Source organism: Bartonella sp. AP280QHHD (assembly GCF_042196125.1).
Lineage (GTDB): Bacteria > Pseudomonadota > Alphaproteobacteria > Rhizobiales > Rhizobiaceae > Bartonella.
Genome location: NZ_JBHIPQ010000050.1, coordinates 22156 through 35920, shown reverse-complemented (window position 1 = coordinate 35920; position 13765 = coordinate 22156). Strand labels below are relative to the sequence as shown.

Annotated in this window: 10 protein-coding genes; 4 read left to right on the top strand and 6 right to left on the bottom strand. The window is 36.7% G+C overall.

Annotated elements, in window-relative coordinates:
- The first annotated feature begins 384 nt into the window (after positions 1-384).
- Positions 385-531 (top strand): hypothetical protein, encoded by a 147-nt coding sequence (locus ACFIMK_RS08245; RefSeq protein ID WP_273722522.1) that lies wholly within the window; start codon positions 385-387, stop codon positions 529-531.
- 178 nt (positions 532-709) lie between these two features.
- Here the strand turns inward: ACFIMK_RS08245 and guaB are convergent, their stop codons facing one another.
- The 3 genes from guaB to ACFIMK_RS08230 form a co-directional block, all read right to left on the bottom strand.
- Positions 710-2209, bottom strand: a complete 1500-nt coding sequence (guaB, locus tag ACFIMK_RS08240) for an IMP dehydrogenase (RefSeq protein ID WP_375613284.1) — start codon at positions 2207-2209, stop codon at positions 710-712.
- Positions 2210-2359: 150 nt separating this feature from the next.
- Complete coding sequence (locus ACFIMK_RS08235) at positions 2360-3931, bottom strand: phospholipase D family protein (RefSeq protein WP_375613283.1); 1572 nt, start codon at positions 3929-3931, stop codon at positions 2360-2362.
- A 402-nt stretch (positions 3932-4333) separates the two neighbouring features.
- A complete protein-coding gene (locus ACFIMK_RS08230; protein WP_375611848.1) occupies positions 4334-5719 on the bottom strand; it encodes a sigma-54-dependent transcriptional regulator in 1386 nt (461 codons plus the stop codon).
- Between the two features lie 253 nt (positions 5720-5972).
- On the opposite strand from ACFIMK_RS08230, the gene ACFIMK_RS08225 reads away from it, so the two are divergent.
- Entirely contained in the window at positions 5973-6332 is a 360-nt protein-coding gene (locus tag ACFIMK_RS08225; RefSeq protein WP_375611849.1) for a hypothetical protein, read from the top strand.
- 277 nt (positions 6333-6609) lie between these two features.
- On the opposite strand, the gene ACFIMK_RS08220 is transcribed toward ACFIMK_RS08225, so the two are convergent.
- Together ACFIMK_RS08220 and ACFIMK_RS08215 are read right to left on the bottom strand one after the other, a co-directional pair.
- Positions 6610-7602 carry an SIS domain-containing protein gene (locus tag ACFIMK_RS08220; protein WP_375613282.1) on the bottom strand — a complete coding sequence of 331 codons (993 nt, stop codon included), beginning with the start codon at positions 7600-7602 and terminating at the stop codon, positions 6610-6612.
- Between the two features lie 39 nt (positions 7603-7641).
- Entirely contained in the window at positions 7642-8532 is an 891-nt protein-coding gene (locus ACFIMK_RS08215) for a UTP--glucose-1-phosphate uridylyltransferase (protein ID WP_375638353.1), read from the bottom strand.
- A gap of 265 nt (positions 8533-8797) precedes the next feature.
- Between ACFIMK_RS08215 and ACFIMK_RS08210 the strand changes: the two genes are divergently transcribed.
- Positions 8798-10054 (top strand): lytic murein transglycosylase, encoded by a 1257-nt coding sequence (locus ACFIMK_RS08210; RefSeq protein WP_375613280.1) that lies wholly within the window; start codon positions 8798-8800, stop codon positions 10052-10054.
- A 14-nt stretch (positions 10055-10068) separates the two neighbouring features.
- Complete coding sequence (locus ACFIMK_RS08205; protein WP_375638352.1) at positions 10069-11145, top strand: SGNH family hydrolase; 1077 nt, start codon at positions 10069-10071, stop codon at positions 11143-11145.
- A gap of 162 nt (positions 11146-11307) precedes the next feature.
- Here ACFIMK_RS08205 and ACFIMK_RS08200 read toward each other — a convergent pair whose 3' ends face one another.
- Entirely contained in the window at positions 11308-13332 is a 2025-nt protein-coding gene (locus ACFIMK_RS08200) for a M3 family metallopeptidase (protein ID WP_375638351.1), read from the bottom strand.
- Positions 13333-13765 lie beyond the last annotated feature (433 nt).

The window sequence follows — 13765 nt, the reverse complement described above, 5'->3', positions numbered from 1 at the left end:
CGCCATAAAAAATTTACATTCAATCTTAAAACGATCTGATCATACTTTTTTATAAGATCCAATTTAGAGTATCTAAATTTTTCCTTTCATCTTCTGCCCATTCGTTTTTTATCCTTCTACCTCTTATACTAAAAGATACGTAGCCATCCATAAAAAACTTATTTCCGCCATGCATTACGAAAAAAACAAACTCTTTAATTTATTGGCGTAAAATAAAGTTTACGAGGATTGTCTGAACAATAGAAAAAATCTTCTCATAAAATTAAACAAGCTCATCTTACGTTCAACAAAAAATTAACTTTTTAGAAAATGCTTGGAACCACTATTTGGCATGACCGTTTTTACTCTAATGGCAACTGCCAGACAATTTTAAAGGAGAAAATAATGACTTATAATAATGGAAAAACAACTTCGTCTAAAAGCCGTCATAATACAATGCCCTCAAACAACGGAAAGAAATCCGTTCAAAGTGATCAGACAAACACTCGCCAACGTGCGTCAAAGACTGGACGGAAGACAACAAAAAGTTAATTCTAATTTTATATAACTTATTTCATATAGTCTTAACAGAAAGAATTAGAGTTTTAACCTCTAATTCTTTCCTTTTTGGGATTATTACACCAAATTACAAACAGAAAAAGCGCAGTCTCTCTTTCTTGTTCTCGGCAAATTTTATATTTATGCAATATGATATTAGGCTCTTGTATCTTTAAACTGGCCCACGATAATTTGGACTCTCTCGTGTGATAGAAACATCATGCGTATGACTTTCATGGAGTCCCGCATTCGTAATACGTACAAACGTTGCTTTTTCACGAAACTCTACGAGATCTTTTGCTCCAACATACCCCATCGAAGCACGAAGTCCACCAGCAAGCTGATGTAGAACTGATGCTATAGGACCTTTATAAGCCACCTGCCCCTCCACACCCTCAGGAACCAACTTAAGTTCATCACGAACATCATCTTGAAAATAGCGATCTGCCGATCCTCGTGCCATAGCACCAACAGATCCCATGCCGCGATAAGCTTTAAAGGATCGTCCTTGATAAAGATAAACTTCACCAGGACTTTCTTCTGTACCCGCTAAAAGAGAGCCAATCATAGCAGCACAAGCCCCACCTGCTAAGGCTTTAGCAAAATCACCCGAAGCTTTTATCCCCCCATCAGCAATAACGGGAATGCCCGCTTTTTCAGCAACTTCTGCAGCATTCATAATGGCTGCAAGCTGAGGAACACCAACACCTGCAACAATTCGCGTTGTGCAAATAGAACCAGGACCAATCCCAACTTTTATAGCATCCGCACCACTGTCAATCAAAGCCTGTGTTGCTTGAGCAGTCGCCACATTACCAGCAATAATAGCTGGAGAAAACGTCATTTTTTTAATACGCTCAACAGTGTCTAATACACGCTGAGAATGTCCATGTGCAGTATCAATTACTAGAATATCAACGCCTGCATCAATTAATCGTTCAGCCCGCTCAAACCCATCGTTCCCTACACTACTTGCAGCTGCAACACGCAAGCGACCTTGTGAATCTTTGGCAGCGTTTGGATTTAATTTTGCTTTTTCAATATCCTTAACTGTTATCAGTCCGACACAACGATTCTGTTCATCCACAACTAATAATTTTTCAATACGATGATGATGTAAAAGATACTTCGCTTCATTGAGTTGAACATTTTCACGCACTGTGATTAAATTTTCATGCGTCATTAATTCATAAATTTTTTGTTTAGGATCCGATGCAAAACGCACATCCCTATTTGTCAAAATGCCAACAAGCCGTCCAGCAGTTTCACCTTTAGCACCATTTTCAACAACCGGAATACCGGAAATACCATGAGAGCGCATCAAAGATTTTGCTTCTTCAAGTGTTGCATCTGGTCCAATGGTGACTGGATTAACAACCATACCAGATTCAAACTTTTTTACTTGGCGAACTTCTTCTGCCTGCTCTGCAGGAGACATATTACGATGAATAACCCCAAGACCACCAGCTTGAGCCATAGCAATTGCCAAACGCGATTCTGTTACCGTATCCATTGCCGCAGAAAGCAATGGCAAATTGAGCTTAATATCCGCTGCAATGCGCGTACTGAGATCCACTTGACTAGGCATAACAAGAGAATGACCGGGTTGTAAAAGTACATCATCAAAAGTCAGTGCCAATGCACCTGTCCCCGTTTCAACAATCTTTGCCATATCAAAATTCCTTTTATAATAAAACACCGCAAGAAGCTTTAAAATACAACTGCGGTTCTCATACATGGTAGATTGGCAAAAAATTATGCCATGCTACAAACAAAATGAAAAGAAAAATAAATATTTTTTTTAAGTGTGGTTTATAAAAATTTACAATTGTGATTCAATAGGTAACCAACTTATTATTTTTGCAAATGCGCGACGCCAAAAATTGCTTTCTGGCTCATAGTCAATGCTATATTTTTTTTCATTTTCAATAAAATCCCAATAAATACGATTATTATCACCAAGACGCAGATGATAGCTCATTTCCCCTGTGGTTTCTTCAGAAAACAACAAATCTAATCTTGCTGTAATGGGAGCACATTCAAAAAGAATGCCCATTTCTGTATTTAATGATGCTGATCTTGGATCAAAATTTAAAGATCCAATAAAAGCTGTTTTACGATCAATTAAAAAAGCTTTGGCATGTAGACTTGCCTTACTCGATCGAAACAATCGTAACCCATGAGTATTGCCTTCCGCTTTTAATTCATAAAGATTAACACCACTTTTCAACAATGCCTTACGATAAGGTACATAACCACCATGCACTAATGCTACATCAGTAGCTGCTAAAGAATTTGTCAGAATTTTGACATCAACACCTTTTGAAACCAAATTACTAAAATTCTGCGTGCCAACCTTACCAGGAACAAAATAAGGTGACGTAATCTGAACCGTTTTTTGGGCATTTCCAATAACCTTTGAAAGTGCCTTCATAAGCCAATTACTTGCTTTTTTACGCAATGCTTTTTCTGGAGGGTCAGAAAGAACAACAACTTTGTCTGCTAAAAATAACCGCTTTCCTGTTTGGATAAAACAATTAAAGTTAATGTGCTCTTTGACATAATCTAAATAAACTTTTGCAACTTTGGAATCACGAAACTTTCGTAATTTATCTTTCCAATAGCTAAGATCACTTGCGCTTTTAGGAACAACCAAAGTATGAATTGGCAAAACAACAGCACTATTCCAAAAATCATCAAAGATACTTTCTACCTTTTTAACAGAAGGACCGATTAACATCAAATCTAAATCTCGAAAATGGGATTCTTTACCAGCATCAAAATAAGAATCTGCAAGATTACGTCCTCCTACAAAAGCGACCCTGCCATCAACAATAAAAGCTTTATTATGCATTCTACGTGTTACAGTAATTGCCCGTAATATAATTTCTAAACCACGGCGTAAACCACCTTTACGCGATCGCCCTGGATTAAACATTCTCACCTCAATGTGAGGATGTTTATCTAGCGCAATATAAGCTGGATCACGTGCCTGAGCATTAATATCATCCAAAAGAAGCCGTACCCGAACCCCTCGATCAGCTGCCTCAACTATTTCACTTAATAATAGGCGCCCCGTTAAATCATCATCCCAAATATAATACATCAGATCAAGGCTACGCCCAGCCTCTGCAGCTCCTATTGCCCGAACACAAAACGCATCCAAATTGCTGATAATGAGGGAAAGGGCATCTTTATCAATCCCCAATCCATTTTCTTTCTCAGCTAATTGACTGACGATACGATCAAGCTTAGTTTCATCTTTCTGAAGAGGTAACGCATAAGAACATTTTCCCCTAGCATTTTTCACAAAACGCCCATAGGTGTAGATTGCCAACATAGATGCAATAAAAAAAAAGAGGACAAAACCAATAACAATCTGTAAAAGAGTCAAAGAGGGCAAACTTTCTATTTTAAACTATCACATCATCAGTAATGCAAACGATAACACTAATCACTTTATCTTAATCGTATAGCAGATAAAATGCCACTTCTTGCTTAAGAGAGTATAAATTTAATATTGATGATACAAAAATTTTAGCGGTAGTATTTAAAAGTTTTTAAAAATGCTTCTCTGTTTTAATAAATGTAAACTTAACTAAAATTGTATAAATTGAAACAAACGATTAAAATAGTCACATAAAATTTATATTTGATTTAAATCAACAAAATCATCCACTATAGATAAATTTTACAATAAATGATTGTTTTCTTCAGCTTTCCCCCACGGACTTTATCAAAATTCACTCTATTTTTTGAAACGCTTGCTTGTCATGAAGAGAAATTTGTTATGAATTTACTTTCGTTCTTGATTTCTTATTGCTCTCAATTCTTCCATTTTTCTATAAAGTGTAGAGCGACCAATATGAAGGCGACGCGCAATCTCACTCATATGTCCTTTATAATGTTTAATCGCTTTCTCTATAATATCATGCTCCATTTCTGCAAAAGTACGTACATGCCCATCAGTATTCAAAAATTTTATCGATTCTTGCTCATTATCTTCTTGCATATTACCCTCAATGATATTGGGAACATTCATTAATGAATTTCCCATTAATTGCGGAAAATCTCGAACAGTTAATAACGGTCCTTCACTGAGTAAAATCGCACGAAATAAAAAGGTTTCAAGCTCATTTCTATTGCCAGGCCAATCATACTGCATAAGCAAGGAAAGAGCAGAGCCTGCTAAACCATGGACATGTGATCGCCCTGTTTCTGTGATAATGCGATCAATCAAACGTTGTGTGATCTCTGGAAAATCATCCCTTAATTCTCGTAAAGCAGGAACGCTAATAGACAAGTGAGAAAATTGTTCAAACAAACTATGCAAAAAAAAGTTCTCATTAACCAAGTCCTTTAAACGCGATGTTGAAATAGCGATGATCCGAAAAGGAAAAAAATCTCCTTTTGTATCCCTTTCCCTTTCTTTAAGGTAATGAGCAAACCGTTTTTGCTGTATGGGCTCAAGTCGATCAATATCACAAAGGCAAAGTGTCCCTTTTTCAAGAGAAGAAACCAATGGTAGGAATTCTTTAAACCACTGCTGATTTTCTTCTTCTGGATCAACGATGGCTGAACATTGAAAGCGAACAAAAACACCCTCCGAAAATAATCCCTCATGATGAATAATCCGAGCTAATGTCTCACGTCCTGTTCCAGCTTCTCCCTCTATCAAAAGATTCTGTAAAGAAGTTGCTGCTTGTCTCGATTGTTCTAATACTATCTGCATAGCTCTACTTTTTACGCAAAGATCAGAAAACCGTAAATGATTCTCTTTTTTTCGCCGAATATCTCGAACCTCATGCTCCAAGGCAGAAATAAGAGCAAGGATATCCAAAGTAACTCTTACACGTAATAATGTTACTGGATGGATCCAATAATCAATAGCTCCAGCTGTTAAAGCTTTCTGGAGTAAATGCTGATTCTCTTGTTGTGCTATAACGACAATAGGAACAGAAACACCAGCAACTCTAATCATTTTAATCAAATCGCTCACACTCAAATCACTCATAACGACATCAAGGAGTGCAAGCACAATGTTTTTACGCCTGTGTAAAAGATCAATCGTACGGAGACCATTTTCTGCTTCAATGACACGATAACCAAAACCTCGCAGCATAGAAGAAAGTTCTATACGTCTTCCATAATCTTCACTCGCAACAAGAATGGGACCAACCATAATGTCAATAATCTCCTTTGAGACTACTTAGCAGCTTAATATAAAAATTGTTGTAAACCATAAGAAATATTTTACCTCTTGTGTTTCACTTACGAAATTCATCAAGCTGTCAATTAAATACAACATTAAGGCATTTTTTTCCATTTTTTTGCTTTTTCATTGATTTTTATCAAATTTTTCATATTGACTCATGGGGTAATTTAATAATGTTATAGAAACTAGAGAGCAAAATAATCTAAATAGAGTGCAATAAATGAAACATACCTATCATATTTTATGTCTTACAATTACCGCCTTGCTGTTAAGTGCCTGTAACTTTTCGCGATATTATAACTCAAATATGCCAACTGGAATTGATGGAAAATGGGTTGATGAGAATGGTATTATTTCTTCTTTCCACAATGGTGTTTTTGAAACGCATGCAGCAGATACAGAAGAAAAACTATCAGAAGGAGCATATAATTATCTCAATGCCCAAAATATAGAAATTGAAATACGCTCTATTCTCCGTGGAACAATTTCTAGAGTCAATTGTACAATGTCATATGACGCCACACAACTTCTCTGCACCTCACATACAGGAGCACAGTTTTTCCTTAAGCGGAAATCTTAACAAAGTACAAGGGAAACCTCTCTTAAGAACAGAGGGAGCACACACATTAAGCAGGAGGCGATATCCTTTCTCCTCCTGATAGAAAATCCTCTCTAAAATACGCAAAGAGGCTGGTATAATCTTTACCCTGAAAATTTTCTAAACATTATGAAATGCGTAAAATAATCATTTTCTTCCACAAAATATCAGTAAAGCCACCTCACAATAAAATTGTAACTTTGTATCATTCAATCTATTTCAACCTAAAATAACATTTTATTTGATAGGGAACTTTAATCTAAGCAGCGCCAATGCGCAAAAGATCATGAAAATGAACAATTCCTATCGGTTTTTTATCTTCAACCACAAAAAATGCACCAATCTGATGATCATTAATAAAAGCTGTTGCTGCACCAACAAGTGTATTTGGCTTTACAACTTTAGGAGCTTTGGTCATCACCTCGTCAACATTAAATTTTGATAAATTAAAATGAATGTTACGTGCAAGATCGCCATCAGTTACAATTCCGATTAGTTCACCTTCTTGATTCACAACACCAACACAACCAAAATGTTTTTCCACCAAAACATTCATCGCTTCAGTCATAGCTGTTCCCTGCATAACCAAAGGAATATTATCACCCTCATGCATAATATCACACACGTATTTAAGGCTTGCACCAAGAGAACCACCAGGATGATATATTTTGAAATCCGTTGCGGTAAAACCACGCATTTCTAAAAGAGAAACCGCTAATGCATCTCCCATTGCCAATTGCATAATTGTTGAAGTTGTAGGGGCTAAACCATGGGGGCACGCCTCTTCTATCTTTGGTAATAATAGTACAATATCAGCTTGTCGTCCTAACACAGAGTGCTTACTTGATGTCATCGCAATAAGGGGGATACGAAAACGCGCCGCATAACTTATAATACCACTTAACTCTTGAGTTTCACCAGACCATGATAAAGCAAGAATAACGTCATCAGAGCCAATCATACCAAGATCACCATGATTGGCTTCTGCAGCGTGAACAAAAAAGGCAGGTGTTCCAGTTGAGGCTAAGGTTGCTGCAATTTTTGTCCCTATATGACCACTTTTTCCAAGACCAGTAATAACCACATGTCCACGAGCATTTCTAATAGTTTGAACAGCCGCTTCAAAAGAAGAAGAAAGACTTTCCAGAAGAGCTTTTTCAAGAGCTTCAAGCCCCTGCTTTTCACTAGCAAGTGTTTTAAGCGCTGATGCTACTGCACCTTGCAAAGCCATATGAGGAGACGATATTGTCATAATCAAATTCGACCAATAAAATTAAGTGAGAGATCTATATCACTTTTCGACATTAATGGTTTCTAGTAAATTTTTCAATGAAGCAGAAACGTGGCTGTGCATATCAGCGCGTGCCAAAGAAAATGCAACGTTGGCTTCAATAAAACCAGCTTTAGAACCGCAATCAAAAGTGCGCCCTTTTACTTGCAAACCCCAAAAATCTTGCTCATTTGAAAGCCGTATCATAGCATCTGTTAATTGAATTTCATTTCCTGTTCCCCGTTCTTGAGTGGAAAGAATATTAAAAATTTCTGGCTGCAAAATATAACGTCCATTGATGTACAAATTTGATGGTGCCGTACCTTGTGCTGGTTTCTCTACCATTTTTGTGATTTCAAAACCATTTGCAATCTGTTTGCCTTTCCCAACAATACCATATTTATGTGTTTCTCTAGGATCGCATTCCTGAACTGCTATAATATTTCCCCCACCCACCTTTTCATAAAGGCTCATCATTTCAGAAAGACAGCCCTTTTTCGCTTGTATCAACATATCCGGTAATAACAAAGCAAAAGGTTCCCCTGCAACTAATTCACGTGCACACCAAAGAGCATGCCCTAATCCCAAAGGTTGCTGTTGCCGAGTGAAAGAAGTTGACCCTGGTAATGGCTGTAAACGGTATAAGTGTGCAAGATCTTCTTTCTTTCCACATTCAGCAAGTATCGTGTATAATTCAACTTGCGCATCAAAATAATCCTCAATGACTGCTTTGTTACGTCCAGTCACAAAAATAAAATGCTCAATACCAGCTTCCCTCGCCTCATCCACAACATATTGAATAACAGGTTTATCAACAACTGTTAGCATTTCTTTAGGAATCGTTTTTGTCGCAGGAAGAAAACGCGTACCAAGACCTGCTACTGGGAATACTGCTTTCCGGATTTTACGCACACTCACCCTCCTCAATGAATTCATATAACTTTTTTGTTTTATTTATCATATGTTTTTACGAAATGGTAAAAAAGATATCTTATTGTTTTGATTATCATTATAATGAGCAATAAAAATGTAAAAAGAGTCTGAGAATTTATTGAAGGGATTAAAACGTATTATTTATTTCAGTTTTTTCCTCTTCTTGATCATATTATCGATTAAACTAAATACAAAATAAAGTTATTGCACATCTAATGAATTGAATATTAATGGGGATTTCAAAATGCAAAAAACAGAATTGAAGACTTTCTCTTTTTTAGAGAAGTCAATAGCTTGGAGAACTCTTCTCACTGGCTCTGCCGTTATTTTTTCTGCTTTTTTAATGTTTTTTGCACCCCTTTCATATGCTGATAGCGGATTTAAACACTGGATTAAAGAATTTAAAAAAATAGCTATTGCTCACAATATTACCCCCTCTACGTTTCATATGGCGTTTAAAGGTGTTAATGCCATTGATCCAGAAGTTCTAAAAAGCGCCGCATACCAACCGGAATTTGTTGCTCCTTCATGGAACTATTTCGATAATCGTGTCCATGATATTGCAATTGAGGAAGGACGACGCCAAACTCAAAAATGGAACAAATGGCTTCTTCAAATTGAAAAACGTTTTGGTGTTGATCGCAATATTCTGCTTGCTATTTGGTCAATGGAAAGCAACTATGGGAAGGTTTTAGCTAATAAAAGTGTAATGCGTGATACCATTCGCTCTCTTGCAACTTTAGCCTATGCTGATAAAAAACGTGCAAAATATGCATATACACAGCTGATTGCTGCTATGAAAATTCTACAAAGTGGCGAAATTAAACGCTCTCAACTCACTGGATCTTGGGCCGGTGCATTGGGGCATACACAATTTATTCCAAGCAGTTATCTCGCCTATGCAGTTGATATGGACCAAGATGGACGGCGTGATATCTGGAACTCTGTTCCAGATGCTCTGGCTACTGCTGCTAACCTTCTCCACAAAAATGGCTGGCAACCTAATCTTATTTGGGGAGTAGAGGTAAAAGTGCCGCAGGGGAAAACCCTTCCTGAAGGCTGGTATTCCTTTGAACAATGGAAAAAATTAGGTGTAAAACACGCAAATGGGCACCCTCTTCCTACATCAGCTGAACAAGCAATATTAAAATATCCAGATGGAGCAAAAGGACCTATATTTTTAGTCACAAAAAATTTCTTTGTTCTGAAACATTATAATAATGCAGATCGTTATGCGTTTGCTGTTGGCCTTCTTGCTGATCGCATTGCTGGACATCCTAGATTGGTAAATGATTGGCAAAGACCTTTTCAACCTCTTACTTTCCAGGAATGTAAAGAACTACAATCTCGCTTAAGTGCACTGGGCTATTATAAAGGGAATGTTGATGGAAAAATCGGAACAGCTTCTCGCAAAGCAATTAAAGCTTTTCAACTGCGTCACGGTCTAAAAGCAAATGGATATCCATCATCTCAAGTGCTTTTTCTCCTTCGCAAACAATAAGGGAGACTAAATTTTTGTCTTCTTTTCGCCTGATATACTTGACATTATTGCTGTTTTCACTTTCTATTGTGGGGATCTTACAGCCATCCCCAAGTAAAGCAACGAACTTCTTCAAATGGTTGTCACAACAAAACAAACAGACACAGCAGCCACCGCAAATTATAGAACAAAAAATAGACAAGCCGCAAAAAAAGATCGTAACACAAAAAAACATACAAAAGCTAAAAAATGAGAATGCAAAGCGCATTCTTGTCATAGGGGATTTTGCAGCTTCTGCTGTTGCCGATGCACTTAAGAAATTTTTTATAAATAATAGCGATATCGTTATCATGAACAACACAATGCCAGCTTCCGGCTTAGTTCGAACGGATTATTATTCTTGGCAAAGCAATATTTCTAAACTCATTGATCAAAATAATCCCGATGTTATTATCATGATGATCGGTGCAAATGATAATCAACCCATCACAGACTCTCATAACATGATTAACACAAATCAGTCAGAATGGATGCGCATCTACAAACAAAGAATTATCGAAATTGCTGAAAGTCTTCACGCCTCTGGAAAATCATGGATATGGATAGGTCAACCTTCTTTTGGAAATGATCTTTTGACACAAAAAATGAGAATTTTTAATGCGCTCTATAAACAAGAAACAGAAACAGCAGGAGGGTATTTTCTCGATATCTGGAGCGGCTTTAGTGATGAGACAGGAAATTTTTCTTTTTCAGGCTATGATATTAATGGAAAAATAACCAAATTACGCACCAATAATGGCATGCATTTCACCCCTGAAGGAAAGAAAAAACTTGCCTCTTATTTAGAAAAAACATTGAAAAATATTTCAAATTTTTATGCCTTTTCTCATGAAAATTCTTACTCAACCGATCAAGTTATTCAAAAACTTATACAAGAATCAGAGAATCAAGAGCGGAGTAAAATTATGCGTCAGCCTCCAATGAGCCTCGATGATATGGCACAAAAAAACACTCACCTTTTAGGCAAAAGAAAGTCAAGTTTTATAAAAAAATCATGGTTTCCACCAAATGGGCATCAAAAAGATCGAGCTGATAATTTTTCTTTTCCATAATGTCTATTTAAAATACAAAATCTATTTTCCTCTATAAACAAAAAGCGAATAAGATAAAAAACTCTGTTTACAGAGCTATTATGAAGAGAAAATTTGCATAAATCGCAACTGTACCTTTCGAATAATATGAAAACGGCATGGTGTTAACCATACCGTTATATCTTATAGTCCACGTTTGTTAATCATTGCCTCTGGTAAAGGCATTCGTCCCCGAAAAGCTTTATAAAGCTCCTCTGGATCACGACTTCCTCCAGCGGAGTAAATAAAACGTTTCAACTTATCAGCAAGCTCTGAATTAAAAACATCTCCCGTTTCTTCAAAAGCTTGAAAAGCATCAGCATCAAGGACTTCCGACCACATATAAGAATAGTAACCAGATGCATAACCATCCCCCGCAAACACGTGCATAAAATGTGGGGGACGATGACGCATAATAATTGTATCAGGCATTTGCAGCTTTTCTAATTCTTGGCGTTCAAACACTGTTGGATCAGTGACTGTTTCGCCTTGATGAAAAGCCATATCCACTAAAGCTGATGAGATAAATTCAACGGCAGAAAATCCTGCATTAAATGTCTGTGCTACTAAGACTTTATCTATCAACTCTTGTGGCATAGGATGGCCTGTTTTTGTATGTATAGCATAAGATTTTAATATCTCTGGTACTGTTAACCAATGTTCGTAAAGTTGAGAAGGTAGCTCAACAAAATCACGTGAAACAGATGTTCCCGACACAGATGGCCATGTGACATCAGAAAGCAAACCATGCAATGCATGTCCAAATTCGTGGAAAAGCGTACGTGCATCATCAAGTGATAAAAGAGCAACTTCCCCTTTAGGTGGTTTAGCAAAATTACAAACATTGTAGATAATAGGCTTTTGTCCGCCATCCAATTTATGTTGTGATTGCAAACTACTCATCCACGCACCGGAGCGTTTTGAAGAACGTGCAAAATAATCACCAATAAAATGCCCAAGTAGACTTCCATCAGACTTTTTTACTTCCCACAAACGTGCATCAGGATGCCAAAGTGTAACAGCGTTTTTTTCTTCAAATGTAATGCTAAAGAGTTTTTCGGCTACCCCAAAAGCCGCTTTAATCATAAGATCAAGCTGAAAATAATATTTAATCTCAGCGCTATCGAAAGAAAGTTTTTCAGTGCGAAGCTTTTCAGCATAATAACGCCAATCCCAAGCAGCTAAAGATTCATTGCTGCCCTGATTGTTGGCAAAATTTTGTAAGTCAATTTGCTCAGTAGAAGCTTTCGCTCTTGCGCGCTTCCATACAGGCATAAGCAAATCCATAACGGAATCAACACTTTTAGCCATAGTATTATCGAGCTTCAAATCTGCGAAAGATTTATATCCCAATAATTTAGCCTGCTCATCTCGAAGCGCAACAATCTCTACAATAATTGTTTTATTATCATTCTTGTTATTATTTTCACCACGTTTAGCCCAAGCTTGGAATGCAACCTCACGCAAATCACGACGATCAGAGAATTTTAAAAAAAGTTCAACAATCGAACGTGCTAGTGTTAATGCATACGCTTCTTCATTGCCTCTTTCACACGCAATTTCCTTCATTGAAGCAATGAGATCTTGCGGTAAACCAGATAAGTCTGTTTGTTTTAAAAACAGAATCCATTCAGCTTCATCATTTAAGACATTTTGTCCAAAAGTAGCATTTAAAAAAGCAAGTCTTTCATTAATTTCCAAAAGCCGTTTCTTAGCTTTTTCATCGAGTTTTGCCCCATGACAAACAAACTTTTTCCACCATAATTCAAGAACACGTGTTGTTTCACTCTCAAATGTGCCCAACTGCGACTGTTTATAAAGCATATCTATTTTCGCAAATATCCGCGCATCCATCATCATTTTTGAAGAATAACGAGAAAGTTTTACAACGAACTCTTGCTCTAGCTGTTGAATTAATACATTCGTATGAGCACTGGTGCGTAAGAAAAATATTGAACAGACACGATCAAGCGCTTTGCCGCAAAGCTCAAAAGGCTGCAAAAAATTCTCAAGCGTTGGTGGTTCTTGCACCATCGCAATTGCCTCTAGTTCTTCTTCTGCTTCTTGAAGTGCCTGTTCAAAAGCGGGTTTAAAATCTTCGTCACTTATAGAAGAAAAATCAGGAAGACCTAAAAATCCCTTCCAGTCCAGCACTGCTGCTTTTGTCATAATACTTTATGTCTCCATTATAAATTTAAACTGTAACAATTATCTTTACGACACAAATTGATAACATACTAAAACTATTTCGTGAGTTTCAAAACTACCTTTCAAAACCCTATTGAATAAAAAACCTGAAAATCGTAAAGTTCTTTCATTCAAACCATATTATATTGAAGCAATAAAGATTATTCGCTCGCACATCACAATAGAATTGCATATTAACAAAAACACTTGGAGAAAAGCATAATCTCCACTCTTTATAAAATATTGCTTTAGATTCTTTTGAAAATCGCAAACTACATTAAAGAAATGATGGTAAAATCAGAACTGATTTTTACATTTACGTTTTTATATTATCCTCAAATTAAGCTGTATTCTCGTTTTAGTGATTCAGAAACTTGTTTATAACTTATAATTTACCCTTGACTTTACTTCAAAT